A 25,443-nucleotide genomic window follows, 5' to 3' on the forward strand; every position below is an offset into this window, starting at 1 on the left:
AAAATGAAAAAAGTAGTGTTTATTTCATCTGTCGGCGGTCATTTAACCCAATTACTGCAGCTAGAGCCGCTGTTTTCAGAATACAATTATCATATCATTACAGAAAAAACAGATATAACGGTGGATATGAAAGAAAAATACCCAATGTCCTTTTTAGTATACGGGGCCAGAAACTATCCATTCCGGTACTTGTTTAAGTTTTCTTACAACGTTATTAAATCACTATTCCTATTTTTGAAGCTGCGCCCAGACGTAGTGGTTACAACAGGCGTGCACACGGCGGTACCGATGTGTTACATTGCAAAGCTGTTCCGCAAAAAGGTCATCTATATTGAAAGCTTTGCCAAATCGCATTCCCCGAACCTGTCGGGGCGCCTGGTTTATCCTATTGCGGATCTGTTTATTGTTCAGTGGGAATCGATGAAAAAGTTCTATCCGAAAGCAGTCAACGGGGGGAGTATCTATTGATACTAGTAGTACTCGGTACACATGAACTTCCTTTTCCGCGGATCCTGCACGAAGTGGAGGCATTGATAAAGGAAGGATATATTCAGGACAATGTCATCGTCCAGAACGGCAACACGAATTTTGAAAGTGCACACATGACTCTTCGCCGTTTTATTCCTTCGGAAGAAATGGAAAAGCTGTTTCAGGAAGCGGAAATTGTTATCAGCCATGCAGGTACTGGCTCAGTGACGACGGCATTAAAGTATTATAAAAAAACCATCGTTGTGCCAAGGCTGAAAAAGCACGGAGAGCATAACGATGATCATCAGCTTCAATTAACCGAATCGTTTACAAGCAAGGGCCACGTTATTTCCATGACTGGAGAAAAAACGCTTAAACAGGCGATGGAGGAACTAACGTTATTCGAACCCACTCCTTTTCACACGGGAAACGAGCAAATGCTGAAAACGATTAAAAATTATATTGATTCCATTTAACCACAGGTTTTGATTTAAAACCTGTGTTTTTTTATGCTTAACAATTTAAAAATCAGGGAAAAAAGATGGTTGAACAAGATAATGAAAGGAGAGTCAATATAATGGGATTTATACTATTTCTTATCGTCGGCGGCCTGATTGGCTGGCTTGCCGGTTTAATTCTCGGCAAGGATATTCCAGGCGGCATTTTGGGTAACATTATTGCAGGCATTATCGGTGCCTGGATCGGTGGCTTGATTTTTGGTTCCTGGGGACCGGTGATCGGCAGTATTGCGATCTTCCCAGCGTTAATCGGCGCAATTATTTTCGTCGTCATTTTAAGCTTTATTTTAAAAGCAATCCGCTAAATACAAAAACGAAGCCGTCCTGTTTTTCGGGTCGGCTTCGTTTTATGAAAGGGAGCGGTTTTTGCTGATCTGCTGCAGGGCTGTGTTGATGCCGAGTACCTCGGTGGCGGTATGGCCCATGCCGGGAAACGTTTCGAGTACAGCCCCGGTAATGTGATTGGCAAGGTAAACGGCGTGGCGAAGGGGAATGATCTCGTCGTCTTCCCCCGCCCATACATACGTGGGGGTATCGATGTTCTCCAGGTGATAGGCCCATGGCGTCCTGAGCGTCTGAAGGTCACGAAGAAATCCTTCAGCAGAGTGGGCGGATTCCTGAACCGCAAACCTCCATTTATCCAGCACAAATGGGGTCACGTACTGCTGCTCTTCCTTGGAAAGCTGTTCGTAATCTGTCTGGAAAATGTTATCCTCCATATTCGTCTGTTCCCAGCGGCTGCGCAAAAGCTCCGGTGCTTCCTGAATCGTTTGCAGCGGAGCTTTCAAAGAAGTGTCGAGCAGGCGAAACAACTCAGGATCCTCCGTAGGACCGATAGAGCCAACCAAATGAAGCTCGCTGATGCGTCCCTTTAAAAGACTGGTGCTTGTCACTGCATAGGGGCCGCCGCAGCCGACACCAATTAAGGAGCAGCGCTGAATCTCAAAATGATTCATTACTTCGTCGATATCTTTGGAAAATTGGAGAAAAGTGCTGTGAGGATCGGGGATGGACAAGCCGTAGCCCGGGCGGTCAACAGAAATAATACGAAGGGAGTTGGAAGCGGCAGCTTCTTCTCCGATCGCAGCTTCAAGCCGGGAGCTTCCGACCCCATGCACATACAGGACCGGTGTTCCGTCCGGGTCCCCGAACATGGAAATACTCAGCATGCGGCCGTCGCGTAAAGAAAGCGCTAATTGCTTCAATTGTCCCCTCCTCCTCCCGTTTCGTTGTCACTTGTAAATGACGTGTAGGTATATTCTAGCATACAATGGGAAAAACGGAAGAATTTCATTCAGAAATAAAACGGCCCTCCGTGAAGGAGAGCCGTTGTTGATTCATTTTATACGGTGCGGGTCCAGTGAAGTACATCTTCCTTGTCCCCGGTCTGAATGCCGGTGATCGTGTCATACAGCTGCTTGGCGAGGGGGCCGGTTTCTTCGTCATTGATTTTATAGGTTTGGGCGTCCCACCGCAGCTTGCCTACAGGAGAAATGACTGCCGCTGTCCCGGTACCGAAAATTTCTTCGAGTGTACCTGCTTCATATGCAGTGCGTATTTCTTCCATATCAATTCGGCGTTCCTCCACAGGAATGTCCCAATAATGCAGGAGTTCAATGACAGAGTCGCGGGTAATTCCTTCAAGAATGCTCCCATTCAGAGCAGGCGTTACGACTTTTCCACTGATTTTGAAGAAAATATTCATGCTGCCGACCTCTTCGATATAGCGCTGCTCCACCCCGTCGAGCCAAAGGACCTGATCATAACCGGCACTCCCGGCCTGCTCCTGGGCTTTCAGGCTGGCCGCATAGTTTCCCGCTGTCTTCGTGAAGCCGACGCCGCCGCGGACGCTGCGGACGAATTCGTTCTCTACATAGATGCTGACCGGTTTCATGGCGTCGCCACCGCTTCCGTAATAAGAGCCCACAGGAGTTAAAATAATGAGCAGCTTGTAAGAGGAGGACGGCTTCACGCTAAGGCTTGCTTCCGTAGCGATCACAAACGGGCGGATGTACAGTGATTGCCCTTCCCCGCGGGGAATCCAGTCACGCTCAAGTGAAACGAGCTCCTTTAACGAATCAATCAATAGCTGCTCGTCGATCTCCGGAATGCTCATCCGGCGGTTGGACTGGTTCAGCCGTTCAAAGTTTTTTTCCGGGCGGAAAAGCATAATATCGCCGCCGGAATAATAAGCCTTCATTCCTTCAAACACAGCCTGGCCGTAGTGAAACACAAGGCTCGAAGGATCCATGGTAAGCGGCTGGTACGGCACGATTCTTGGATCGATCCAGCCTTCTCCTTCTACATAATCTACAACAAACATATGATCGGTAAAGTTTTTTCCGAAAGCGAGCTGAGAGAAATCCGGCTTCGGTTTCGGGGATTTTGTACGCTCAATGGTCAATGATTCAGCCACAGTAACATCACTCCTATGTATTTATCGTGCCATCCATCTCTATTTTAATAACAACATTCAAATTGTATCATATATAGAAAAGTTCCATCCACTTGAAAGCCGGTGACAAGCGCTGTCCGCCTTCCGAAAAATAGCTCTTTCATTTTGCAGGAAGGAGACAGCGACCTCGAGCCGGCAGTGGATGGAACTGGACAAATAGGAAAGATTTCTCCACCTGCACATCAGCGGCAAAAGGTTAATCCAGCTTTAGTTCGCTGGTGTGTGCGCGCAGCTTGCGCAATGCGGATTTCCGCCATGATTTAACCGTGGAAGCTGCTACCCCGTGTTTCGCTGCAATGTCGCGTATGGGCAGGGCATGCACGGCGAAATCGGTGAGCCAGGTTCGTTCCCGTTCTGACAGAAGAGGAAAATAGGCCTCGAGCTCAAAGCGGTCCTCTATCTCTGATGGCTGCTCAAAAGGCTGGTGGTCATCAAACAACTGATGCCGCTCGGAGAACCGCACTTCTTTTCGGAGCATCATTAGCATTTCACCTCGCACGAGGGTAAAAGCATAAGCGGAAAAAGTGCCTTTTTCGGGAGAAAAGGTACTGTAAGCCTTCCATAATCCTACATAGCCGGCCTGCATATATTCTTCCTGTTCCTGATAAATCCGGAGACGGGTAATCATTCGTTTAACGAGCGGAGTATATTGTTCGTATGTTTCTTCAAATGAAGCAGGAATTGTACTGGTCAATGGTCTCTCCTGGCGAAGCCGCGCGGTTCTGATTTATTCCATGGTAGGATCAGCATATACAAAGAGTAAGAATGCCGCCGGAGCACTATGTGCTGATAAATAGGGAACGCTCTGTTGTATCATAGAAAGGGAAGGGCCTGCCAAAGTATAGAGAAAGAAACTCATGCCCAGAGAAAAAATAAAGCAGATCGGTTGAAAGCAAATAAAGATAGCGTACAATTAAAATAGGAATGATTACGATCAGGCAGGTGAATAAAATGCCAAACGAAAACAAAAGCGCGCAGGCAAATGTAGAATGGATCCAGCAGCAAATACAGGAACGCTCGCTCGGCATTATGACAGATATGCTGAAGGGGCTCGCAGACGGCAAGCGGATGCAGATTGCCCAGGCGCTCGCCCTGACACCGGAATTGAGTGTACATAGTATTGCAGAAATCATCGAATCTTCCATTGCTACAGCATCCCATCATCTCAGGTATATGCATAAGCTGGGATTGACGAAGTTTCGAAAGGAAGGAAGAACCGTTTACTATTCTCTTGATGATGAGCATGTCCGGCAGGTGGTGGAACTTGTCGTCAGCCACCAGGCAGAAATTAAAGAGCGGCAGGAAAATGAGGCGTAGCGGCGTCTCTTTTTTTATGCCCAGTAAACAAATGTTTCTGAAAGTTACAATTGATAAATTCAGCTGAAATTGTGAAAACGGAAACAATATTTTGAAATCAAAGATAATTTACAAACGTTTAGTTGACGAACGTATGAAATAAGGCTATTATATTTACAAAGGTCATAATATTGAACAAATGTAAAGGAGGCGTTATTGTGACGCAGGCTGATTGGATTTGGGAAGAACCGAAGGAAAAGCTGGTCGACTGGCTCGAGCAGATGTGGACGGTGCGCTGGTTCGATGAAAAAGTAGACGAATTTTTTGCCAAAGGCATGATTCACGGCACCACCCACCTGTGTGTAGGGCAGGAAGCTTCAGCTGTGGGTGTCTGTGCAATGCTTGAGGGTAAAGATAAAATTACGAGCACCCACCGCGGCCATGGCCACTGCATCGCTAAAGGAGCGGATCCTGACCGGATGATGGCGGAGCTGTTTGGGCGGGAAACCGGTTATTGCAAAGGCAAAGGCGGCTCCATGCATATCGCGGACGTCGAAAAAGGCAATCTCGGTGCCAACGGGATCGTTGGAGGCGGCATTCCTTTAGCTGTAGGCGCGGCACTCACGTCGAAGATGCGCCAGGAAGGTTATATTACGGTTTGTTTCTTCGGGGACGGAGCTGCAAATGAAGGGAGCTTCCATGAAGCCGTAAACCTTGCCGCTATTTGGGATCTCCCGGTTATCTTTGTCTGCGAGAACAACCAGTACGGCATGTCCGGCCCAGTAAAGGATATGGTGAAAATCGAAAATATTGCCGATCGTGCTTCAGGCTACGGCATCCCGGGGCATGTAGTGGACGGCAACAGCCTTCCGGAAGTGATGACCGTTATGAAAGAAGCCGTGGAGTATACAAGAAACGGGAGCGGCCCGGTACTTATAGAAGCGGAAACGTACCGGTGGAAGGGTCATTCCAAAAGCGACGCTAAAAAATACCGGACGAGAGAAGAAGAGAGAGAATGGAAAGATAAAGATCCAATTCGTTTCTTTCAGGAGGCCTTGATTGAACGGGGCATCATTACCGAAGAAGAAGCAGACACGGTGAAAAAAGACACCAAAGCCCGGATAGAACAGTCGGTGGATTTTGCAGAAAAGAGTCCGGAGCCTTCCGAGGATACGCTGCTTGAGGATGTATATGCTTAACATAGAAAGGAGTGCCTGACGATGCAGTCAAGCGCAGTAAATTCTTCAAACAATAAAGAAACAGCACGAAGCATTACCTTTGCCGAAGCCGTCCGTGAAGCGCTGTCGCAGGAAATGCGGGAGGACCAGGACGTTTTCATTCTTGGGGAGGATATTGGCGTCTACGGCGGCGCTTTCGGCGTCACCCGAGGAATGATTGAAGAGTTCGGCCCGGAACGGATAAGAAACACCCCGATTTCTGAAGCGGCTATTACAGGGGCTGCCATTGGCTCGGCGTTGACAGGCATGAAACCGGTCGTGGAGCTGCAGTTTTCGGATTTTATTACCATTGCGATGGACCAGCTGGCCAACCAGGCAGCAAAGCTGCGGTATATGTACGGCGGAAAAGGCAACGTACCGATGGTTCTGCGGACGCCTTCAGGCTCCGGAACAGGGGCTGCGGCCCAGCATTCGCAGAGCCTGGAAGCATGGGTGGCCCATATCCCTGGATTAAAGGTGGTGCAGCCATCGACCGCCTCAGATGCTAAAGGTTTGTTAAAAGCAGCTATCACTGATCCGAATCCGGTTATTTTTTACGAGCATAAACTACTGTATAAAACGGAAGAGCACGTACCGGAGGAAGCGTATACGATCCCTCTGGGGCAGGCGGATGTAAAGCGTGAGGGCACAGATGTAACGATTGTTGCGACCGCTGTAATGGTGCATAAAGCGCTTGAGGCAGCCGAAAAGCTCGCAGACGAAGGCATTGATGTGGAAGTAATCGACCCGCGGACACTTGTGCCTCTCGATGAGCAGACGATCGTAGATTCCGTTAAAAAGACCGGAAAGGTGATCGTTGTGCATGAAGCAGTCAAAAGAGGCGGGTACGGCGGAGAAATAGCCAGCATGATCGCAGAAAGTGAAGCGTTCGACTATCTGGATGCCCCAATCCGGAGGCTCGGGGCGCTGCCGGTCCCGGTGCCTTACAATCCGACACTCGAAAAAGCAACGGTCCCGCAGGTGGATGACATTATGCAGGCGGCACGCGACAGCGTTCACCGCCGGTAAGGGAGGGCAGCATTCATGGCGAAAGAAGTATTTATGCCCAAATTGAGCAGCACGATGGAAACCGGCACGCTCCTGCAGTGGTTTAAGCAGGAGGGGGAGCCGGTGGAGGTCGGAGAACCGCTGCTCGAAGTGATGACTGATAAAATAAATATTGAAGTAGAAGCATATGAAGAAGGCATCCTGCTGAAGCGCTACTATGATGAAGATGAAGAAGTACCGGTAAATGGTATTGTTGGCTACATTGGCGAGGAGGGCGAGCAGGTGCCGGAGGAAAAACCCGGAGCCGGAAATGAACCACCAGCACCAGAAAGTACACCGAAAGCCCCGGTTCCAGAGCCGGCAGGGCAGGAAATAGAAGCTGAGAAAGCAGGAGGCGTGCGTGCCACGCCGGCAGCACGGAAGCTGTCGCGGGAGCATAGTGTAAATCTGTCCCTAATACAGGGCAGCGGCGCGAAAGGGCGTATTCACGCTGCTGATGTTCATGCCGCTGTGGACGGCCAACAGGTGCGCAGTACGCCGCTGGCGAAAAAAGAAGCAGAAGCAAATAATGTGGATCTGTCCGCTGTGAAAGGAAGCGGCAGCTACGGGAAAATTACGCGTTCAGACGTTGCTGCGCCTCGGGCAGTAGAGGAGCTTCAGTCCGAGCCGCTTCAGGGCGTACGAAAAGTAGTGGCAGAGCGTATGCAAAAAAGCGCGAATGAAGTGCCGCACGTGACGCTTCATACTGAAGTTGATATGGAGGCGGCGATGGAGTTACGCACTCAGCTTCTGCCGGTGATCGAAAAACAGACCGGCCAGCGGCTGTCGGTGACGGAGCTTTTAATGTTTGTTGGCAGCCGGGCGCTTCGAAAGCATCCGGACGTGCACGCCTCCATGACAGATGGCCGGATTACGAAGCAGGAGGCTGTGCATATGGGACTCGCTGTAGCTACAGACCGGGGGCTGCTGGTTCCGGTCATCCGCCATACAGAAGCCAAAGGACTCGCAGAATTAGCTGCTGAAACCAAACAGACAGCGGCTGCGGCCCGAAACGGTACGCTTCCCGGCAAAGAGCTTTCAGGCAGCACATTTACGATCAGCAATTTAGGAATGTATGCTGTTGACCACTTCACCCCGATTATCAACCAGCCGGAAGCAGCTATTCTTGGCGTCGGGCGCATACAGGAGAAGCCGGTAGTAAAAAACGGGGAAATCACTGTAGGCCGGATGATGGCTATCAGCCTTTCCTTTGACCACCGTATTATTGACGGCGCACCGGCAGCTGCATTTTTAACAGATTTCAAACAAATGCTTGAACAGCCATATCAGCTGTTTGTCTAGAAGGAGGTGGGTCGATGGAAACGTTTGATCAGGTGATTGTCGGCGGGGGGCCGGCAGGCTATGTAGCTGCTCTCCGGGCGTCCGGACTCGGGCAGTCCACCGCCCTTGTAGAGGATCGTGAACTCGGGGGTACGTGCTTAAACCGCGGATGCATACCTTCCAAAACGCTTCTCCAGAACGCTGAAGCAGTGAACTATGTGCGAAACGCTTCAAAATACGGTATCCAAGTGGAAGGATTTTACCTGCGTTACAAAGATATGCTTGAACGAAAGGACCGGGTGATTCGGCAGCTCCGGCAGGGAGTAGAGTCACTAATGAAGAAGGGACACATTGAGGTGTTTGCAGGAAGGGGAAAGGTCCATCCCAACAAAGAGGTTACTGTTACCAGTAAAGACGGGGAGGAAACCGTGCTGGCCGGGAGAGCAGTTATCATTGCATCGGGATCCGTGCCGACAGTGCCTCCCATTCCAGGGCTTGAGGAGACCGGGTATTACACGAGTGACACCATTTATGAACGCCATTCACTCCCTGAAACGATGACGATCGTTGGCGGAGGTTTTATTGGCAGCGAATATGCCTGCTTGTATCAATCGCTCGGCGTCCAGGTGACGATTGTCGAATCAGCCGGACGGCTGGTTCCCCAGGAGGACGAGGATGCCGCGAAAATGCTGGCTGGAGCGCTTGAAGAGTCGGGAGTGGCCATACTTACCAGCACCACGGTTACTTCTGCAAAGCAGCAGGGAGAAAAGGCGGTCATTGACATGCAGAACGCTTCTGGCAGCCACCAGCAGCTCACTACAGACCTCCTGCTGATTTCCACCGGCCGGACGCCTGTCATCGCGGCGGCAGAAGATCTTCAATTGCGCATGAATGGCCGTTTTGTAGCGGTGGATGGTTCGATGCAGACATCGGTGCCGGGGATTTATGCCGCTGGGGACATTGTCGGCGGATGGCAGCTTGCCCATGCGGCAAGCGCCGAGGGCATTATTGCAGCAGAGCACGCTGCGGGTGCTGCGCTTTCCATGGATCTCTCGCTCGTGCCGCGGTGTGTTTATACCTTTCCGGAAATCGCGTCTGTCGGGCTGTCCGAGCAGGAAGCAAAACAAATGTACAGCGACGTTCAAATAAAGACAGTGCCTCTTAGAGGAAACGCTAAGGCGATGACGATGGGAGAATCCCGGGGCTTCATTAAAGTTATTTCCCGGGAAATGTTCGGCGAAATTCTCGGGGTTGTAATGGCCGGCCCGCATGTCACGGAGATGATCGGGGAGTCTGCTGCCTACATTCATCTCGAAGGCACGACCGAAGAATGGAGCAGCCAGATTCATGCCCATCCGTCGCTTTCGGAGATGCTTTTCGAAGGAGCATCTGCGCTATCCGGACGTCCAGTGCATCAATAAAAAGCCATGTAAGCGTATATAGTTTCAGCAGGGAGTGATATACTGAGAACAGATGAATTTATGGAATAGAGGGAAGAATTATGCTCAACTGGGAAGAAAAACGAGAAACGGTAAAAGTAGCGAAGCTGTATCATTTTGACGGATGGACCCAGGCCCAGATTGCTAAAAAACAGGGCGTCTCCCGGCCTGTCATTTCTAAAATGCTGCAGCGGGCCCGGGATGAAGGCATCGTTGAAATATATATTAAAGATGAAAGCGTGCATACGGTGGATCTGGAACAGAAGCTTGAAAAAAAATATGGATTAAAGGAAGCGGTCGTCGTTTCAACCACAGGCTTTACTCCCGATCTGGGCAAACGACTGATCGGGAAAGCAGCGGCTTCTTACGTGGCCAAGCGCTCGGAGCAGGTGAAGCGGATCGGCATCTCATGGGGGACAACGCTTCGTTCACTAATTGAAGAATATCCGTATGTGGAACATCGAGACATTCAAATTACACCGCTTATCGGAGGAATGGGCAACAAATACGTGCATCTGCATTCCAATCAGCTGGCCTTTCATTTTGCGCAGAAAATGAATGCTTCCTGTTCGTATTTGTACGCCCCGGCAATGGTCGAAACAGATGACCTGAAGGAGAGACTCGTAGAGTCCAAGGATATTGCCCAGGTACTCGAGGAAGGAAGGAACGTGGAACTCGCCCTCGTTGGCCTCGGCAATCCGCTCCAGCATTCCACCATGGAAACAATGGGCTACCTCCAGGAAGAAGACATCGTGACGCTCCGGAAAGCCGGAGCAGTCGGAGATATCAGCTCGAAATTTTTCGACGCGCTTGGCCAGGGGGTGGACCACCCGATCAACAACAGGGTCATTGGCCTGACCCTGGAGGAAATCAAAAACATTCCCGAAGTTGTCGGTGTAGCCCAGGGTTCCCATAAGGTGCTCGGGATTGAAGCTGCCCTCAAGGGTGGATACCTGGACGTGCTGATCGTCGACAACCAGATTGCAGAAGCGTTAACCGAATAAGCGGACGTACGGCTCCTTATGAAGGAGCCATTTTTTTATATTTATATGAACAAATGTTTTATTTAAAACAAATGTAAAATAAAAGAAATAATTTACAAATGGTCTGGTAACTCTGCGGGAAATTAATTTTTAAAATATCTGAAAAATATATTGACGGCTATGTGAAAACGCTTTAATATAGTTACAAAGGTTACAAGTTGTTACAAATGTAAAGGAGGAGTAATAATGTGGGGTTATTTTATTGCCGCATTCGTCGTAATATGGCTGGCACAATTTTACCTGACATTTCGCCAGATGAAATATTATAACGGCATGATTGCTTCGATGAGCAGCCGGCCGTCAGGATACCTTGGCACAGGCATTGATAAACGCCTGCTTGGTATTGGAACCGTGCTTTTGCTCGTAACCAATGAGGCAGGCACAGTGATTGATGCCAAGATCATGAGAGGAGTGACGGTGTTCGCCAAATTTGCTGAAGCGCCGGAACTGATGGATAAAAATATTTACGAATTGAAAAAACAGTGGGAAGCAGAAGGCGCTTCCGGGAAAAAAAAGCATCCAAAGCGGGCTCATCTAATGGCAGCCCAGCAGATTCTCGCAGAACAAAAGCGCAAAAACAAAAAGGGGGATAACAAATGGATTTCTTAGTAACGCTCGCAGAAGGCTTTATCGGAATGTTCCAGGCAGGCGGCGAAACATTTGTCGGACTCATTACAGGTATTATTCCGACACTTATATGTTTAATTCTCGCTGTAAACGCTATCATTAAATTTATTGGGGAAGAACGAATTTACTCGCTGGCCCAGAAAAGCACAAAATATTTCTTTCTGCGCTATACACTGTTTCCGCTGCTGGCCGTATTTTTCTTAACGAACCCAATGTGCTATACCTTCGGACGCTTCCTGCCGGAACGGCAGAAGCCGGCATTCTATGATTCCGCTGTATCGTTTGTACATCCGATCACCGGACTGTTTCCTCACGCGAATCCGGCAGAACTTTTCGTCTACACTGGTATATCGGCCGGCATTACTACGCTTGGCTTGTCTGCAGGCCCGCTCGCGATTCGCTTTTTCATCGTTGGCCTGATTGTTATTTTGATCCGCGGCATTGTAACCGAATGGATTACCGCTATTATGCTCAGGCGCCAGGCGTCTAATGCAGAGAGTGATTCAGGTGAAAAAAGCGCCAGTGCATAAATGAAAATTTAAAAGAAAAAGCGAGGGAAGAATAATGGCTGAATATAAACCGGTAGAGGTAACGAAAGGAAGAGGCGGATGGGGAGGCCCGCTCGTCATTCATCCAAATGACCAGAAAAGGTACATTATGTCGGTAACCGGAGGCGGTATTCATCCGGTTGCCGAACGCCTGGCAGAACTGACAGGCGGGGAGGCGGTTGATGGGTTTAAAGCCTCCTATGATAAAGAAAACATTGCCGCGGCAGTTATTGACTGCGGGGGCACCGCACGCTGCGGAGTCTACCCGAAAATGGGCGTGCTGACGGTCAATATTCACGGCACGTCACCGGCTGGCCCGCTTGCGCAGTATATTAACGAAGAGAATTTTGTCTCGGGTGTAGCTGAAAGAGACATAAAAGCGATCAGCGCGGATGAGGTGCCGGCGGCTGAAGCGGAAGCAGAGGACAAAGCTTCCCCGTATAATTCCCTGATGGACCGGGATGTGGCCAAGCAGGTTAAAGAAGATGCGAAGCTGAAGGCCAAAGGATCCGGGCCGAAAAAAGCAAATATTATCGAACGCATCGGCCGCGCCGTCGGCAACGTTGTAAGCGTATTCTTCCAGGCGGGGCGTGAAACGATTGATACAGTCATCCGGAACATTCTCCCGTTCATGGCTTTTGTCAGTACGATTATCGGGATTATCACCTTCACCGGTATCGGGGACCTGATCGCAAATTTTGTATCGCCGCTCGCGAGTAATATTTTCGGACTGCTGCTTTTATCCTTTATATGTGCGATTCCAATTTTATCTCCGCTGCTCGGGCCTGGCGCTGTTATTGCCCAGGTGGTCGGGGTGCTTATCGGAACCCAGATCGGCATGGGAAACATTCCGCCGGCAATGGCGCTTCCAGCCCTTTTTGCCATTAACCCGCAGGTAGGGGCAGACTTTGTGCCGGTTGGTTTGACGCTCGGGGAAGCAAAGCCGGAGACCATTTCCGTCGGGGTACCGGCCGTTCTGTTTTCGAGGGTCATTACTGGCCCGCTTGCCGTTGTGATTGCCTATCTCTTCAGCTTTGGCCTATATTCATAAAAATAAAACAGCGGGCGTATCCTGCCCGCAAAGTATTTCTCAGGAGGAGTGACCATGCAAATGAATACAGAAATATTCACAGCCACTGTAGTCGGTATTGGAGAGGACGCCCAAATGCTGATGGATGATGGCATGATGATTTTATTCAATGAAACAGCACCAAAGGATTTATATGACATCAGCTTTGTGCATAACGCTGAAGGATTGAACGAAGATCTGGCGGCCGGGGACGAATTGGTTATTGACGGTGAAGCATTCTCCCTGACATTCGTTGGCGCTAAAGCAAACGAAACGCTGCGGGATCTCGGGCATGCCACCTTTCAATTTAACGGGGAAACAAGTTCGGACCTTCCGGGCACGGTCTGTGTAGAAGCAAAGCCCCTGCCTGCCATACAGGTGGGAAGCACCATTACATTTCGTAAACAATAAAGCTGGATAGGAGTGGAGACAAATGATAGGGATTAATCGAAAGCTGCAGGCGCTGGAAAAAGAGGGCCGCTATATTAAAGTGGGTCTCATCGGCGCTGGCCAGATGGGGCGCGGCATGATTGCACAGATTGAAAACATGAAAGGCATGCGGGTGGTCGTCACGGCTGACATAAACGAAGATAACGTCATCAATGCTTACAGGCATGCCGGTATCGAGCGGGGAAATATTGTTTCTACTAACAATAAAGAAGAAGCCTCGCAGGCTATTGAGCTGAATAAAGTAGTAGCCTCCACAAAGGCGCTGCTCGTATGTGCGCTCGATGAAGTAGACGTGGTCGTGGATGCGACCGGGGTGCCGAATATCGGCGCAGAGATTGCCTGGAATGCTATTTTGAACCGGAAGCATATTGTTATGCTGAACGTGGAGGCGGACGTGACCGTCGGCCCGCTTTTGAAACGGATGGCAGACGCAAGCGGTGTCGTATACACCGGATCGGCAGGAGATGAGCCGGGAGCGATCATGGAGCTGTATGATTTCGCCGATGCGATTGGCTTTGAAGTAGTCGCTCTCGGTAAAGGGAAAAATAATCCGTTAAATGTGGAAGCAAATCCTGATACTGCGGCAAAAGAAGCGGAGGAAAAAGGATCAAGCCCGAAAATGCTTGCTTCCTTCCAGGATGGAACGAAAACGATGGTAGAGATGAATGCCGTAGCGAACGCCACCGGATTTGTACCGGAAAAACCGGGGATGAATGGCTTTGAAGCCGGAGTTGCTGATCTTCCTGAACTCTTCCAGCTGCGGGACCAGGGAGGCCGGATCGGGAAAAAGCACGTGGTGGAATACATTAACGGTATCGCCCCAGGTGTGTTTGCGATCGTTGCTTCGGACATGGAAGAAGTAAACGCGGAAATGAAATATTTAAAAATGGGAGATGGGCCGAATTACGTACTGTATCGCCCTTACCATTTAACAAGCCTGGAAACTCCCCTTTCAGTAGCCCGGGCGTATCTGGACGGCCAGGCAACTATCGCCCCGGATGCCGGGCATATCGCTGAAACTGCAGCGGTAGCGAAGCGTGATCTCGAAGTGGGCGAGTATCTGGATTCTATTGGCGGCTTTACCATTTACGGAACCGTGATGGAAGCTTCAGAAGCAAAAGATAAAGGAGCGCTCCCGATCGGCCTGGTAGATAAAAACGTAAAAATGTCCCGGACGGTAAAGAAAGGAGAAATCATTACGTATCAGGACGTGGAGCAGACAGTGGAATCCACGATCTGGCGTCTGCGGAAAATGCAGGATCACGACTGGAAATAAAATGAGGAGGAAGCGCTGCTGAATGAGCAGCCGCTTCTTTTTCCGTATCCAAATCGTGGTATAATGAAAGAAGAATCATTAAAGGAGGGGCTGAAGCGATGAAAAAACGTAAGGAGCTTATTTACTTACAGTGTTCTCATTGTAAGGAAGATACGCCCCATAACGTAGAGTATATTAATGGGGACGTGTACAGCATGGAATGCCGAAGGTGCGGCCGGGAGCTGACGTTAAACCGCGATATTATGAAAGAATGGTACAGCGAAGTGTATGACCGTGTAACCACTAAACCGACACGTTTAACAGAAGAATACAGGGAAAGCAGGACGCCGTTTGTCATAAGAATGCCGTTCCGGATGGCGAGCAAGCCGTACCGGCTGATGCGGGATTTCAATGATACCCAGAAAACCCTGCGTTATTATAAGAATAAACAAAAGAAATCTTCCTGACCACGCGTGAGCGGGGGAGGAAGATTTTTTATGAATGAGTATATTATCCACTGGCCAGCTGCCTGCGGGGGGAGGGGGCAGCCTCGGACACCCGGTTAAATTCCAGCAGGGGACAATTTGTGCAGGCTTCTGATACTCCGGTGCATGTAGCGACGGAGTCAAGCACGCCATCTGTATATACGTAGGATAATTCGTGAAGGACCGTCTGTCTCGTTATTGAGCAATAAATGACCTGACGCGACATGGAGTAATCCATCGTATTTCACTCCTTCGGCGTATAATAAATAACATGAATAAGAGCAGTATATATCTATTTACTTAATGACTATGTACCCGGAACTGCCTTAAAGAAAACCACAGGTTGTAAGCATACAGTCTCAAGCAGCTGATGTTTACGCCGGGAGGTATGCGGGGAAATAATATTTTTGATAGCCCATCAAATCTTAAAACAATTGACTCTGCACTAATGTTAATGAAGCTCGAAGGCATCACGGCTGAATAAGAAAGGAAAGTAAAAGGGGGAGCAGCCATGACACAGAAATACATGCTGATTGCAGTGGACCAGGACGGCCATGAAATTTCGCTGAAGAATTATAAGGGCCGTGAAGCGAAAGAAGAATTGATTTTAGAAGGAAAAGAGTGCGCAACTACAATGTATGAGCAGTTAAAAGAAGAACTTCATCCGAATTCGGTGAAAATGCTCAGCCTGTAAAATGAATATCAGAACCCCCCGGCAGCCGCTGCTGGGGGGTTCTTCTATCTCTCGATCAGCTCGATCCGGTTGCCGAACGGGTCCTCTGTATAAAAGCGCGCAGCTCCATTCAGCGGCTGTTCAGGCTTTACAGGCCAATTGAACTCCTGGAGGCGTTCTCTGGCCAGCTCAAGGCTATGTACGCGAAGCGCGGGATGCGCTTTTAGGGCCGGAGAAAACGGCTCTTCTACGCCGATATGAACCTCAAGTCCGCCGCAGTCAAACCACACGCCGCCGCGGCTGGCTAAATCGTCAGGCTTTTGTATTTCTGGCATACCGAGAATGGTGTGGAAAAAATGCCGGGCTTTTTCTTCACTACCCGGTGGCGCAGCAAGCTGCACATGGTCGATGCCATTAAATAAAGTCATCAGAAAGTCATCCTTTCACTTTTTGGGCTATCGTTTTACCGATTTCAAGAGAAGCTGTTGCTGCGGGAGATGGAGCGTTTAATACATGCAGGCTGCGGCTGCCTGTAATGAAAAAGAAATCATCCAGAAGCGTCCCGTCTTCCTGGATTGCCTGCGCCCGTATGCCTGGTTCTCCAGCCATTAGCTCCTCCGGGAGAAGAGAAGGAATCAACTGCTGCAGCTCTTTGGTGAACGCCTGCTTGGAAAACGAACGTACGTATTCCTGCGCTCCTTTCCTCCAGTACCGGGAAGCCAGTTTCATTAGTCCGGGAGAGCGGAAATGCTCCCAGGCATCGGCTGGATTCATATCCAATTTTCCGTAGCCTTCCCGTCCGAAGCTTAAGACCGCGTTCGGACCAGCCTCTACGCCTCCCCGGCTCATCCGTGTGAAATGAACGCCGAGAAATGGAAAAGCTGGGTCCGGGACCGGATAGATTAGCGAGGAGACCTTATGTTCAGCCTCCGGAGTAAGCGTATAGTATTCGCCGCGGAAAGGCACGATACGGACGTCTGTATGGTAGCCGGCCATCCGGGCGATTTTATCGCTGCGAAGCCCGCCGCAGTTAATAAACTTCCGGCCGGTGAACGTCTGATGCCTGGTGGTGACGCTGACAGTCTGGGCTTCTTCCTGAATATGCTGAGCCTGTTGGCCAATTAATATATCGCCGCCGCGCCTGCGGATCTCCCTGGCGAGAGCATCGGCTACCTCTGCGTAGTCGACGATCCCGGTTTCCGGCACTAACAGGGCATGCTGGGCGCTTACATAAGGTTCGCGTTCTGCAAGCTCGTCGAGCGAAAGGTAGCGCGGCTGCAGGCCATTTTGTCTGCCGCGTTCGTAGAGCCTGCGCAGCTGCAGCAGCTCATCTTCGTCCCTGGCTGCGATAATCTTCCCGCAAATAGTGTAATCCACCCCGTGCTGATCGCAAAAAGCTGTGAGTGACTTCCGCCCCTTCTCTGTAAGAACAGCCTTCAGGCTGCCGGGCTGATAATAGATGCCGGAATGAATCACTCCGCTGTTCCGGCCTGTCTGGTGCGAAGCCAGGTGCGATTCTTTTTCTAAAACGACTACCCCGGCGCCGGGTTCTTCCTCGAGCAGTGCGTAGGCCGTAGCGAGCCCAAGGATGCCGCCGCCGATGATGACATAATCGTACATATCGATGCTCCTTTAAACGACAATTTTTTGGCAGAAACTGCTTATGCAAAGCATACCCGTTTTTTTGAAACTTACAACGACAGTAATTTCTTTTAAAGGGTTTTTTTATTATAATAGATGAGTACACCCGTTAAAGAAAAATAGGAAGTTTACCGCAGAGTGGGAAAAAGGAATAAAAAGAACGAGGTACATAACAACTATTCATATTAGGAAAGGATTGCACGCGCCATGGATGAGTTTAACGATGAGATTTTGACGGATTCGTTAATTTTAAAAGCGCTCGACCATTCAAAGGTGGGGCTGGTTATCACAGACCCCAATAAGGATGACAACCCCATCGTCTATGTAAACCGGGGCTTTACTGATGTGACCGGCTATACGTACGAAGAAAGCGTAGGGTATAACTGCCGGTTTCTCCAGGGGGGAAACAGAGATGAGCAGGCAATAGAAAACATGAAGCGCGCGGTGGCGGCCCGGGAAGAATACGTCCTGGAGCTCGAAAATTTTAAAAAGGACGGCACGCCCTTCTGGAACGAAATTTATATCGAACCTATTTATCTGGAAAACCGCCTGTATTATCTTGGTGTCCAGCGTGATATCACCCGGCAGAAAAAATACGAAGACGATCTAAACAAAAGTGAAAATCAGGTGCACCGGCTATCTACGCCAATTGTGCCGATTACAAAAAAAATATCTGTGCTCCCGGTCGTCGGGGATTTATCATACGAACGGTTCGAAATGATATCTCATAAAATTTCCGAAGCATACGGAAGTGTCCACTACGAAAAACTGATTCTCGACCTTTCCGGAATGGATGAATACGATGAGCAGGTAGCCGACGGGATTATGAATCTGCATCACCTGCTCCGACTGCTCGGTTCAGAGCTGATTGTAACCGGCATCAGACCCGAGCTTTCCATGGCTTTTACGTCGCAAAATATTTCGCTTTCCTATCTGCGAACTGCTGCCACGGTAAAAGAAATGCTGTTGGAGCTCGGGCTGACGTAAAAGCAGCATAAAAATAAAAAGCCGGAATGCACAAGATTCCGGCTTTGAAAGTAGCGCTTATTTTTCCTCGTCCTGCCGTTTGGCGTCGCCGGTTTTGTTCTGCACTTCACCTTTTACTTTGTCTTTCTTGGCATCACGCTGCATTTTTGGGTCATCCTTTGCATTGCCTGCCTGGTCTTTTGCTTCGCCTTTTACTTTATTGACAGCGCCTTTTACTTTATCGCTGAGGCCTTTTTTATCTGCCATAAATGAATACCTCCTGTGTTGAATTCTTATCTGGGGTATTCCCGGTGTGGTACGTGATAAAACAAATGATTCATCTAAAAATACGAATAAAAGGAGCTTGCCTTTATGTCTGTCATTATTGCCTATACGAACCCCCCGGAGCACGTCCGGGAATATCTGGAGGCGGAAGCAGAGCTTCATGTAGTCCGTCCGAATAAAGAACGGGATAAATTCATGGAGCTGCTTCCGAAAGCGGACGCGCTGATTGGAGCCGGTCTTCCGGTGGATCGGGAACTGCTGGATGATGCACCCGGACTCCGGGTAGTGAGCAATGCTTCCGCGGGAGTGGACAACCTTGACCTTGATCTGCTGACAGAGCGGGGCATCACGGTCACAAACACCCCGGATGCGGTCGTTGATACGATGGCAGACACGATGTTTGGCCTGATGATCGGCGCCTCGAGGCGTCTGATGGAGATGCATGAGCTCGTCAAAAGCGGACAATGGGACCGGAATGCCCCGAAGGAATGGTTCGGGTTGAACGTACATCATAAAAAGCTTGGCATTATTGGAATGGGCGGTATAGGAAAAGAAATCGCACGCCGGGCTAAGGAAGGCTTCCGGATGGAGGTCAGCTACTACAACCGCTCGAGGCATGAAGAAGCGGAAAGGGAAACCGGTGCTGTGTATGAGCAGCTGGACGACCTTCTCGCTTCATCAGATGTGGTCATGGTGCTTTTGCCGCTGACAGAGCAGACGAAGCATATGCTCGGAACAGAGGCCTTCCGGAAAATGAAATCAACAGCGGTCTTTTTAAACGGCGGACGCGGCTCGGTCGTAGATGAGCAGGCACTGATTACGGCTCTTCAGGAAAAAGAGATTTTTGCGGCCGGACTTGATGTGTTTGAAGAAGAACCCCTGCCCGCAGATCATCCGTTTCTTGCTATGCCGGAGGTAACGGTGCTTCCCCATATCGGAACTGGCACCACGGAAACCCGGGAAGCAATGTATATGGAGGCGGCCGCACAGTGCGTAAAGGCTCTGCGGGGAGAAAAGCCCGAAGCGCTCGTCAATAAAAAGGTATGGAATGAAGGCAGCCGGCAGCAGTTTAAGAAATGAAGAAAAGGCGGTTTTAGGCATAAGAAAAACCGCCCTCTGCATACGAGAACGGCTGTCTTTTTCCAGCGTGTATATGAGCGCTCCGTGATTTCAGCGCTTTTGTTTACGGCTTCTCCACCATTTTCTCACATAGGGATAAACAAAAGGTCCAACTTTGACAGCCATTTTAATTAGTTTTCTCATAGTAGATAACGTCCTCCATCTTCAAGTTCTTATTTACCGGATACCCTGTTGAAGGACGTGGTAATCATGAAGTTTAGCTTCAGCTGCTTTTCTGTTTGCGGAATTTCCGCTTGGAGGCCTGCTGTGGTTTTTTAACCTGCTGTTCTCCGTTTTTAATTGCGTCTTCCTGCATACGTTTGCGGGCTTCAATAAATAGCATGAAAATGCCCCTTTCCTTTAATAATGATTGTACAAGGACTATTCCCAGGATAAAACGAAGATAAAACATCGTTTTTAAAGAAAATGAGCGTATAGAGAAGCTATAAGCAAACAAACAGTGAAAATCGCTGAAAATGAGAAGAAAGGAGACTAAGTATGGGTAAACCATTAGTTGTAGCCTACAACCGGGTCAGCAGGGAGGCCCGTGAAAAATTAGCAGAAACGTGCGAGGTCCGTTATTTCGAACAAAGTGAAACACTCGAGGACCCGGAGTTCCGTGAAGCGGTAGCTGGGGCCTCGGCCATTATCGGTGTGGAATATGAAGTCGATGAAGCATTTCTGGAACAGGCCCCCTGCCTCCGCATTGCTGCCAACGTTTCTGTCGGCTACGACAATCTGGATCTGGAAGCTTTAAGCACCCGGGGCGTGTATGCTTCCAATACGCCGGAAGTATTAAACGACACGACCGCAGACGCGATTTTTGGGCTGCTGCTGGCGGCGGCGAGACGCATTCCTGAAACCGACCGCTACGTGAAAGACGGAAAGTGGCAAAACACGCTTCCAGATGATTATTTCGGCGTCGATGTGCATCACCGGACGCTTGGTATTATCGGCATGGGGCGGATAGGGGAAGCAATCGCCAAGCGGGCCCGCTTTGGCTTTGACATGAACATTTTGTATTACAACCGCTCACGAAAACCTGAAGCAGAGGATAAATACGGAGCGTCGTGGACGGAACTTGAGCCGCTGCTTGAACAATCGGATTTTGTCTGTACGATGACGCCGCTTACGAAAGATACCTATCATCTAATGGACGAAGCAGCATTCCGCCGGATGAAAGCCTCTGCTGTATTTATAAACGGGTCCCGGGGAGGCGTAGTAGATGAAGAGGCGCTCGTGAAAGCGATCCAGGAGCGCTGGATATGGAATGCCGGGGTAGATGTATTTTCGGAGGAGCCGGTTCCTTCCGGACATCCGCTGTTGAAGTTTCCACACGTAGTGACGCTTCCGCATATCGGCTCTTTTACCGAGGAAAATGAGAACAATATGTCGTTGCGGGCAGCGGAAAACGTGCTTCAAGTATTAGATGGAAAGGAGCCTCAGGACCAGCTGTGAAGCAGGAGGGGTCTCCTGTTTTTTTAACAATATTGGTATAGACAACTATATTTTATACTGGTACGATGTAGAAAAGGAGGGGACTCGTAGTGGAAGATACTATTATACACTCAGCAACAATTGTAAACGCGGACCGTACGTCGCCTAATCAGTTTATCTGGATTCGCGGCAGGGCCATTCACCGGACAGGAAGCATGAACCTCCTGAAGCAGAACGTGCCGGAAGAAACACGCCTTCGGGCGGTCATGGTAGATGGCTCCCGGGGCTTCTTTATACCGGGGATGATTGATATGCATATTCACGGCGTCCAGGGAGCAGACGCGATGGACGGCACGGCAGAGGCGCTGGAGACAATGGCCCGGGCACTGCCGGCTGAAGGTACGACTGCGTTTCTTCCAACTACGATTACCCAGAAGAGCGAAAGCATCACACGGGCGCTGGAGAAGATGGCTGAATACCGGGCGTCGGCGCCGGGGGACGGAACGGCGGAAATTGCCGGTGTGCATATCGAAGGGCCGTTTTTTGAGCCTTCTAAGGCTGGTGCGCAGCCGGCCGAGTTTATGGTCAAGGCTTCTGTTGATTTGTTTGAACGGTGGCGCCAGGCTTCGGGAAATGCGGTCCGGATCGTTTCGCTGGCTCCGGAGCATGATCCGGGCTTCGCGCTGACGGCGCACCTGCAGCGTATCGGTGTAACCGCCTCCGCTGCGCATTCCAACGCCTCTAAAGCGCTCGTAGACGAAGCGGTGAAAAAAGGACTTTCCCACGTCACCCATTTGTACAATGGGATGAGCGGACTGCACCACCGGGAGCCGGGCATCGCTGCGGCAGCTCTGTTAAATCCCGCACTTACCATTGAAATTATCGCAGACGGCGTGCACAGCCACCCGGACATGGTGCAGCTTGCCTATCAGGCGGCAGGAGCCAATCGTCTCTGTGTCATTACCGATTCCCTGCGGGCCAAAAACCTGCCGGACGGAGTGTACGATCTTGGCGGCCAGCAGGTGACGGTGGCAGGAGACAAGCCGTATCTGCCGGACGGAACAATTGCCGGAAGCATGCTTGCCATGGACAAAGGCTTTCGTAACATCCAGGCGTTCACAGGCTGCAGCCGCGAAGAAGCAGTGCGTATGACCTCCTTGAACGCCGCGCATGAAATAGGGATTGCGGAGCGAAAAGGGAGCATCGAGGCCGGCAAGGATGCCGACATTGTTTGGATGGATGAAAGTGCGCATGTGCAGAAAGTTTGGTGCCGTGGGCGCCTCGCCGCTACAGCCGAACAGAAAGGAGGAGTGCAGCCATGAAGCTTATTCCTGTTACTGACAGAGAAGCACTGAGCATACGGGCAGCAGAGATGGTCGCGGAAAAAGTACAGGAACAGCCGGACAGCGTGCTCGGTCTTGCCACCGGCGGCACCCCGGAGGGTACGTATCAGCAGCTGAAAAAAATTTACGATCACGGGGAGGCAGATTTCTCCCGAATTACTACATTTAATCTCGATGAATATGCCGGTATGCCAAAAGACCATCCGCAGAGCTACCACACGTACATGCAGCACAAAGTTTTTCAGCCACTGCAGCTGAAGCCGGAGCAGGTGCATCTGCCTGATGGCAGCGCAGCTGACCTGGAGCAGGAATGCACGCGGTATGAAGAACGTATTGCGAACGCCGGCGGCATTGACATGCAGCTTCTCGGCCTTGGCGAAAATGGCCATATTGGGTTTAACGAACCCGGTACTTCCTTTTCGAGCCGGACACATGTGGTACAATTGAAGCCGTCAACGAGAGAAGCCAACGCCAGGTATTTTGCCAGTATCGAAGAGGTCCCACAGCAGGCAGTAACCATGGGGATCGAAACGATTACAGACAGCCGTGCCATTCTGCTGCTCGTATTTGGCAGGCGCAAAAAAGAAGCACTTCTCCGCCTGCTGGAGGGAGAAGTGGATGAGGGCTTTCCAGCCTCCGTGCTGAAAAAGCATTCGAACGTAACGGTGATTGCCGATGAAGAGGCGCTGACAGACGTATCCGCAGAGGTGATGCGGCACTTTACCGGGTGAAAATGTAAAACGGGAGGACGCCGTGAATGAAAATTAATAAAAAATCCCCGCTTCCAATTTATTATCAAATACAGGAAATGATTCGTGAAAAGCTTGAGAACGGCGAATGGCCTCCGGGCTATATGCTCCCGTCCGAGCGCATTTTCGCGGAGGAATTTGATGTGAGCCGCATGACCGTCCGCCAGGCAGTAACAGAGCTTGTAAGCGAACAGCTTCTGACAAGGGAAAAGGGGAAAGGCACATTTGTAGCTGAACCTAAGCTTGAACAGACGCTTCAGGGACTTACGAGCTTTACTGAGGATATGAAAGCCCGGGGCATGAAAGCAAGCAGCGAGCTGCAGCTGTTTCAAATGGAAGAAGCAGATACGGCAACGGCGAGACTGCTCCAGCTGGAGGGCAGGTCCGTTTACCGGATGGAGCGGTTGCGGCTTGCCGATCATAAGCCGATGGCGCTTGAAAATTCCTACCTGAACGCGGATATGTTTCCAGGACTCGGCGAGGAAGCGGCGTCAGGATCTATTTATAACCGGCTTGAACAGGAGTACGGCATTACCATCGGCTCTGCGGATCAGTCCCTGGAGGCATCCCTTGCCTCAGAGCGTGAAGCGGAGCTTCTCGGCATCGTGCCGGGAGCGCCGGTACTTTTAATATCCCGGACCACCTATACCGCGGACGGGGCTCCGTTTGAACACGTTATCTCTTCTTATCGCGGAGACCGGTATAAATTCCGTATTCATATGCCCCGGCAGGGCTGACCGGCCGGGAGCGGCTTTCCTGGTTTTCTTGGCTGATTTACGTTAAAATGCTCGCAGGATAACGATTAGCCGATAATGAGGGAGGCCGCAAAAATGGATGATCGATTGTTTAAAGCAGCAATGGGCAAATTTACGACCGGGGTGACGGTGCTTACAACAGAGCTTGAAGGGGAAATCCACGGCATGACGGCGAATGCGTTCATGTCTGTGTCGCTCGAGCCGAAGCTGATCCTGATCTCTGTCGCAAAAACAGCCTCGATGCACGAATACATGCAGCAGACAGACCAGTTCGCTATCAGCGTCCTCGGCAACAACCAGGAAGCAGTGTCACGCTACTTTGCCCGCCAGTCGGAGGACGACGCGGGGGTGAACTTTGAACGGTTTGAAGACCGTCCGGTTATTGAAGGAGCCATCACACAGCTTGCCTGCACGAAATACAATGAAGCCGATGCCGGAGACCATACGCTGTTTATCGGTTCGGTGGAGAATGTGACTGTCCAGGACGAAGCACCGCTCGTTTATTTTGAAGGCAAATACCGCTACATGGAATAATTCATCCGGCTTCTGGCCGGATGTTTTTTATGCCCTGGCTCTTTTTTCCCGGGAAGGACCGTGCTACATTATATTTAAGATAACGCTTTCAAAAGGAGAGGTGTGAATCTTGAATAAAGCGGAATGGAACCGGTGGGCGCAGACGGGTATACTAGATCGGTTTTAACCCATATAGGATTAAGCCGTTCCCATAATGGGAACGGCTTTTGTATGAAGAAGGAGGGGGACTATGACTGGTATTACACACATCGGTTTAACCGTTCCGGATATCGACGCTGCTGTCGAATGGTACACACGGGTGCTGGATTTTGAGCTTCTGGCTGGTCCTTTTACGGCGAAAGCTGAGGGGACGGACGACGCCTCCACGAATATGACGATGGATCTTCTCGGTGAAGAAGTAAAAGAGATGCGCAACGCGCATCTGACCACAGGCAATCAGGTAGGTCTCGAGCTGTTTGAGTTTGTTGATCCCAAGCCTGAACTGAAGGAAGGCCCGCCGTGGCAGCAACGTTTTTTTCATCTGTGTCTGCTCATCTCTGGCATTGAAGAAACCGCGGCACGCATAGAAGCGGAGGGAGGAAAAAAGCGAAGCCGGATATGGGCACCAAGAGAGGGGAAACCGTACCGGCTTGTATATATGGAGGATCCATTCGGCAATATAATCGAGCTGTATTCCCATAGCACTGAAGTAACCTACGGAAACATGGACAGCCCATAAGCTGTCTGCGTGAATGCAGTGCTTT

The 25,443-nt window shown here is 50.2% G+C and carries 31 protein-coding genes; 24 read left to right on the forward strand and 7 right to left on the reverse strand.

Annotation, left to right across the window (positions count from 1 at the left end; translation table 11 throughout):
* Positions 1-3: 3 nt before the first annotated feature.
* From pssD to B5066_RS04285, 3 genes are all read left to right on the forward strand, one after another.
* Positions 4-468, forward strand: coding sequence for a PssD/Cps14F family polysaccharide biosynthesis glycosyltransferase (gene pssD, locus B5066_RS04275; RefSeq protein WP_079474712.1), 465 nt, complete (start codon positions 4-6; stop codon positions 466-468).
* Positions 465-944 carry a PssE/Cps14G family polysaccharide biosynthesis glycosyltransferase gene (gene pssE / locus B5066_RS04280; protein ID WP_079474713.1) on the forward strand — a complete coding sequence of 160 codons (480 nt, stop codon included), beginning with the start codon at positions 465-467 and terminating at the stop codon, positions 942-944. Before pssD ends, pssE begins: the two co-directional genes overlap by 4 nt.
* A 101-nt stretch (positions 945-1,045) precedes the next feature.
* Positions 1,046-1,291, forward strand: coding sequence for a GlsB/YeaQ/YmgE family stress response membrane protein (locus tag B5066_RS04285; RefSeq protein WP_079474714.1), 246 nt, complete (start codon positions 1,046-1,048; stop codon positions 1,289-1,291).
* Positions 1,292-1,333: 42 nt separating this feature from the next.
* On the opposite strand, the gene B5066_RS04290 is transcribed toward B5066_RS04285, so the two are convergent.
* The 3 genes from B5066_RS04290 to B5066_RS04300 all read right to left on the reverse strand — a co-directional run bounded on the left by B5066_RS04290 (position 1,334) and on the right by B5066_RS04300 (position 4,135).
* Positions 1,334-2,191, reverse strand: a complete 858-nt coding sequence (locus tag B5066_RS04290; RefSeq protein WP_079474715.1) for an alpha/beta fold hydrolase — start codon at positions 2,189-2,191, stop codon at positions 1,334-1,336.
* Between the two features lie 137 nt (positions 2,192-2,328).
* Positions 2,329-3,402 (reverse strand): branched-chain amino acid aminotransferase, encoded by a 1,074-nt coding sequence (locus B5066_RS04295; protein WP_079474716.1) that lies wholly within the window; start codon positions 3,400-3,402, stop codon positions 2,329-2,331.
* 235 nt (positions 3,403-3,637) lie between these two features.
* Positions 3,638-4,135, reverse strand: a complete 498-nt coding sequence (locus tag B5066_RS04300) for a sigma-70 family RNA polymerase sigma factor (RefSeq protein ID WP_079474717.1) — start codon at positions 4,133-4,135, stop codon at positions 3,638-3,640.
* A gap of 257 nt (positions 4,136-4,392) precedes the next feature.
* On the opposite strand from B5066_RS04300, the gene B5066_RS04305 reads away from it, so the two are divergent.
* The 12 genes from B5066_RS04305 to B5066_RS04360 all read left to right on the forward strand — a co-directional run bounded on the left by B5066_RS04305 (position 4,393) and on the right by B5066_RS04360 (position 15,180).
* Entirely contained in the window at positions 4,393-4,758 is a 366-nt protein-coding gene (locus B5066_RS04305) for an ArsR/SmtB family transcription factor (RefSeq protein WP_179124025.1), read from the forward strand.
* 260 nt (positions 4,759-5,018) lie between these two features.
* A complete protein-coding gene (locus B5066_RS04310) occupies positions 5,019-5,936 on the forward strand; it encodes a thiamine pyrophosphate-dependent dehydrogenase E1 component subunit alpha (protein ID WP_079475057.1) in 918 nt (305 codons plus the stop codon).
* A gap of 21 nt (positions 5,937-5,957) precedes the next feature.
* The gene (locus B5066_RS04315) at positions 5,958-6,983 is read left to right on the forward strand and encodes an alpha-ketoacid dehydrogenase subunit beta (protein WP_079474719.1); all 1,026 of its coding nucleotides are present in this window, start codon (positions 5,958-5,960) and stop codon (positions 6,981-6,983) included.
* Positions 6,984-6,998: 15 nt separating this feature from the next.
* Positions 6,999-8,303 (forward strand): dihydrolipoamide acetyltransferase family protein, encoded by a 1,305-nt coding sequence (locus B5066_RS04320; RefSeq protein ID WP_079474720.1) that lies wholly within the window; start codon positions 6,999-7,001, stop codon positions 8,301-8,303.
* Positions 8,304-8,317: 14 nt separating this feature from the next.
* A complete protein-coding gene (gene lpdA / locus B5066_RS04325) occupies positions 8,318-9,703 on the forward strand; it encodes a dihydrolipoyl dehydrogenase (protein ID WP_079474721.1) in 1,386 nt (461 codons plus the stop codon).
* A gap of 80 nt (positions 9,704-9,783) precedes the next feature.
* Positions 9,784-10,725, forward strand: coding sequence for a sugar-binding transcriptional regulator (locus B5066_RS04330; RefSeq protein ID WP_079474722.1), 942 nt, complete (start codon positions 9,784-9,786; stop codon positions 10,723-10,725).
* 225 nt (positions 10,726-10,950) lie between these two features.
* Positions 10,951-11,373, forward strand: a complete 423-nt coding sequence (locus tag B5066_RS04335) for a transcriptional regulator GutM (protein WP_079474723.1) — start codon at positions 10,951-10,953, stop codon at positions 11,371-11,373.
* Positions 11,361-11,921, forward strand: a complete 561-nt coding sequence (gene srlA / locus B5066_RS04340) for a PTS glucitol/sorbitol transporter subunit IIC (RefSeq protein WP_079474724.1) — start codon at positions 11,361-11,363, stop codon at positions 11,919-11,921. Before B5066_RS04335 ends, srlA begins: the two co-directional genes overlap by 13 nt.
* 34 nt (positions 11,922-11,955) lie before the next feature.
* Entirely contained in the window at positions 11,956-12,990 is a 1,035-nt protein-coding gene (gene srlE / locus B5066_RS04345) for a PTS glucitol/sorbitol transporter subunit IIB (RefSeq protein ID WP_079474725.1), read from the forward strand.
* A 54-nt stretch (positions 12,991-13,044) separates the two neighbouring features.
* The gene (locus B5066_RS04350; RefSeq protein ID WP_079474726.1) at positions 13,045-13,419 is read left to right on the forward strand and encodes a PTS glucitol/sorbitol transporter subunit IIA; all 375 of its coding nucleotides are present in this window, start codon (positions 13,045-13,047) and stop codon (positions 13,417-13,419) included.
* A gap of 22 nt (positions 13,420-13,441) precedes the next feature.
* Positions 13,442-14,734: an NAD(P)H-dependent oxidoreductase gene (locus B5066_RS04355; RefSeq protein WP_079474727.1), complete on the forward strand. Its 1,293-nt coding sequence runs from the start codon at positions 13,442-13,444 to the stop codon at positions 14,732-14,734.
* Positions 14,735-14,832: 98 nt separating this feature from the next.
* Entirely contained in the window at positions 14,833-15,180 is a 348-nt protein-coding gene (locus B5066_RS04360; protein ID WP_079474728.1) for a hypothetical protein, read from the forward strand.
* A gap of 43 nt (positions 15,181-15,223) precedes the next feature.
* Here B5066_RS04360 and B5066_RS04365 read toward each other — a convergent pair whose 3' ends face one another.
* On the reverse strand, positions 15,224-15,436 hold the full coding sequence (locus tag B5066_RS04365) for a hypothetical protein (protein WP_079474729.1): 213 nt from the start codon (positions 15,434-15,436) through the stop codon (positions 15,224-15,226).
* 273 nt (positions 15,437-15,709) lie between these two features.
* Here B5066_RS04365 and B5066_RS04370 point away from each other — a divergent pair, with 273 nt between their 5' ends.
* Positions 15,710-15,892 carry a hypothetical protein gene (locus tag B5066_RS04370; RefSeq protein WP_079474730.1) on the forward strand — a complete coding sequence of 61 codons (183 nt, stop codon included), beginning with the start codon at positions 15,710-15,712 and terminating at the stop codon, positions 15,890-15,892.
* Between the two features lie 44 nt (positions 15,893-15,936).
* On the opposite strand, the gene B5066_RS04375 is transcribed toward B5066_RS04370, so the two are convergent.
* Together B5066_RS04375 and lhgO are read right to left on the reverse strand one after the other, a co-directional pair.
* Positions 15,937-16,299 carry a VOC family protein gene (locus B5066_RS04375; RefSeq protein WP_079474731.1) on the reverse strand — a complete coding sequence of 121 codons (363 nt, stop codon included), beginning with the start codon at positions 16,297-16,299 and terminating at the stop codon, positions 15,937-15,939.
* Positions 16,300-16,306: 7 nt separating this feature from the next.
* Positions 16,307-17,491 (reverse strand): L-2-hydroxyglutarate oxidase, encoded by a 1,185-nt coding sequence (lhgO, locus tag B5066_RS04380; RefSeq protein ID WP_079474732.1) that lies wholly within the window; start codon positions 17,489-17,491, stop codon positions 16,307-16,309.
* 228 nt (positions 17,492-17,719) lie between these two features.
* On the opposite strand from lhgO, the gene ytvA reads away from it, so the two are divergent.
* Positions 17,720-18,499, forward strand: coding sequence for a YtvA family blue-light photoreceptor (ytvA, locus tag B5066_RS04385; RefSeq protein WP_079474733.1), 780 nt, complete (start codon positions 17,720-17,722; stop codon positions 18,497-18,499).
* A 57-nt stretch (positions 18,500-18,556) separates the two neighbouring features.
* On the opposite strand, the gene B5066_RS04390 is transcribed toward ytvA, so the two are convergent.
* Positions 18,557-18,745, reverse strand: a complete 189-nt coding sequence (locus tag B5066_RS04390; protein ID WP_079474734.1) for a CsbD family protein — start codon at positions 18,743-18,745, stop codon at positions 18,557-18,559.
* A 105-nt stretch (positions 18,746-18,850) separates the two neighbouring features.
* Here B5066_RS04390 and B5066_RS04395 point away from each other — a divergent pair, with 105 nt between their 5' ends.
* From B5066_RS04395 to B5066_RS04425, 7 genes are all read left to right on the forward strand, one after another.
* On the forward strand, positions 18,851-19,843 hold the full coding sequence (locus B5066_RS04395; protein WP_079474735.1) for a 2-hydroxyacid dehydrogenase: 993 nt from the start codon (positions 18,851-18,853) through the stop codon (positions 19,841-19,843).
* A 537-nt stretch (positions 19,844-20,380) separates the two neighbouring features.
* Entirely contained in the window at positions 20,381-21,340 is a 960-nt protein-coding gene (locus tag B5066_RS04400) for a 2-hydroxyacid dehydrogenase (RefSeq protein ID WP_079474736.1), read from the forward strand.
* A gap of 89 nt (positions 21,341-21,429) precedes the next feature.
* Complete coding sequence (nagA, locus tag B5066_RS04405; RefSeq protein WP_143745392.1) at positions 21,430-22,641, forward strand: N-acetylglucosamine-6-phosphate deacetylase; 1,212 nt, start codon at positions 21,430-21,432, stop codon at positions 22,639-22,641.
* A complete protein-coding gene (gene nagB, locus B5066_RS04410; protein ID WP_079474737.1) occupies positions 22,638-23,393 on the forward strand; it encodes a glucosamine-6-phosphate deaminase in 756 nt (251 codons plus the stop codon). The genes nagA and nagB overlap by 4 nt, the downstream gene beginning before the upstream one ends.
* Before the next feature lie 26 nt (positions 23,394-23,419).
* Positions 23,420-24,148, forward strand: a complete 729-nt coding sequence (locus B5066_RS04415; protein ID WP_079474738.1) for a GntR family transcriptional regulator — start codon at positions 23,420-23,422, stop codon at positions 24,146-24,148.
* Positions 24,149-24,241: 93 nt separating this feature from the next.
* Positions 24,242-24,700: a flavin reductase family protein gene (locus B5066_RS04420; RefSeq protein WP_079474739.1), complete on the forward strand. Its 459-nt coding sequence runs from the start codon at positions 24,242-24,244 to the stop codon at positions 24,698-24,700.
* A 229-nt stretch (positions 24,701-24,929) separates the two neighbouring features.
* Complete coding sequence (locus B5066_RS04425) at positions 24,930-25,418, forward strand: VOC family protein (protein WP_079474740.1); 489 nt, start codon at positions 24,930-24,932, stop codon at positions 25,416-25,418.
* Positions 25,419-25,443: the final 25 nt, after the last annotated feature.

The sequence above is a fragment of the Marinococcus halophilus genome (assembly GCF_900166605.1).
Classification (GTDB): domain Bacteria; phylum Bacillota; class Bacilli; order Bacillales; family Marinococcaceae; genus Marinococcus; species Marinococcus halophilus.

Bases quoted from the DNA above. Each gene is read 5' to 3' on its own strand.
- pssD (WP_079474712.1), top strand. From the start codon at position 4: ATGAAAAAAGTAGTGTTTATTTCATCTGTCGGCGGTCATTTAACCCAA.
- B5066_RS04285 (WP_079474714.1), top strand. From the start codon at position 1,046: ATGGGATTTATACTATTTCTTATCGTCGGCGGCCTGATTGGCTGGCTT.
- B5066_RS04305 (WP_179124025.1), top strand. From the start codon at position 4,393: ATGCCAAACGAAAACAAAAGCGCGCAGGCAAATGTAGAATGGATCCAG.
- B5066_RS04310 (WP_079475057.1), top strand. From the start codon at position 5,019: ATGTGGACGGTGCGCTGGTTCGATGAAAAAGTAGACGAATTTTTTGCC.
- B5066_RS04315 (WP_079474719.1), top strand. From the start codon at position 5,958: ATGCAGTCAAGCGCAGTAAATTCTTCAAACAATAAAGAAACAGCACGA.
- B5066_RS04320 (WP_079474720.1), top strand. From the start codon at position 6,999: ATGGCGAAAGAAGTATTTATGCCCAAATTGAGCAGCACGATGGAAACC.
- lpdA (WP_079474721.1), top strand. From the start codon at position 8,318: ATGGAAACGTTTGATCAGGTGATTGTCGGCGGGGGGCCGGCAGGCTAT.
- B5066_RS04330 (WP_079474722.1), top strand. From the start codon at position 9,784: ATGCTCAACTGGGAAGAAAAACGAGAAACGGTAAAAGTAGCGAAGCTG.
- B5066_RS04335 (WP_079474723.1), top strand. From the start codon at position 10,951: ATGTGGGGTTATTTTATTGCCGCATTCGTCGTAATATGGCTGGCACAA.
- srlA (WP_079474724.1), top strand. From the start codon at position 11,361: ATGGATTTCTTAGTAACGCTCGCAGAAGGCTTTATCGGAATGTTCCAG.
- srlE (WP_079474725.1), top strand. From the start codon at position 11,956: ATGGCTGAATATAAACCGGTAGAGGTAACGAAAGGAAGAGGCGGATGG.
- B5066_RS04350 (WP_079474726.1), top strand. From the start codon at position 13,045: ATGCAAATGAATACAGAAATATTCACAGCCACTGTAGTCGGTATTGGA.
- B5066_RS04355 (WP_079474727.1), top strand. From the start codon at position 13,442: ATGATAGGGATTAATCGAAAGCTGCAGGCGCTGGAAAAAGAGGGCCGC.
- B5066_RS04360 (WP_079474728.1), top strand. From the start codon at position 14,833: ATGAAAAAACGTAAGGAGCTTATTTACTTACAGTGTTCTCATTGTAAG.
- B5066_RS04365 (WP_079474729.1), bottom strand. From the start codon at position 15,436: ATGGATTACTCCATGTCGCGTCAGGTCATTTATTGCTCAATAACGAGA.
- B5066_RS04370 (WP_079474730.1), top strand. From the start codon at position 15,710: ATGACACAGAAATACATGCTGATTGCAGTGGACCAGGACGGCCATGAA.
- B5066_RS04375 (WP_079474731.1), bottom strand. From the start codon at position 16,299: ATGACTTTATTTAATGGCATCGACCATGTGCAGCTTGCTGCGCCACCG.
- lhgO (WP_079474732.1), bottom strand. From the start codon at position 17,491: ATGTACGATTATGTCATCATCGGCGGCGGCATCCTTGGGCTCGCTACG.
- ytvA (WP_079474733.1), top strand. From the start codon at position 17,720: ATGGATGAGTTTAACGATGAGATTTTGACGGATTCGTTAATTTTAAAA.
- B5066_RS04390 (WP_079474734.1), bottom strand. From the start codon at position 18,745: ATGGCAGATAAAAAAGGCCTCAGCGATAAAGTAAAAGGCGCTGTCAAT.
- B5066_RS04395 (WP_079474735.1), top strand. From the start codon at position 18,851: ATGTCTGTCATTATTGCCTATACGAACCCCCCGGAGCACGTCCGGGAA.
- B5066_RS04400 (WP_079474736.1), top strand. From the start codon at position 20,381: ATGGGTAAACCATTAGTTGTAGCCTACAACCGGGTCAGCAGGGAGGCC.
- nagB (WP_079474737.1), top strand. From the start codon at position 22,638: ATGAAGCTTATTCCTGTTACTGACAGAGAAGCACTGAGCATACGGGCA.
- B5066_RS04415 (WP_079474738.1), top strand. From the start codon at position 23,420: ATGAAAATTAATAAAAAATCCCCGCTTCCAATTTATTATCAAATACAG.
- B5066_RS04420 (WP_079474739.1), top strand. From the start codon at position 24,242: ATGGATGATCGATTGTTTAAAGCAGCAATGGGCAAATTTACGACCGGG.
- B5066_RS04425 (WP_079474740.1), top strand. From the start codon at position 24,930: ATGACTGGTATTACACACATCGGTTTAACCGTTCCGGATATCGACGCT.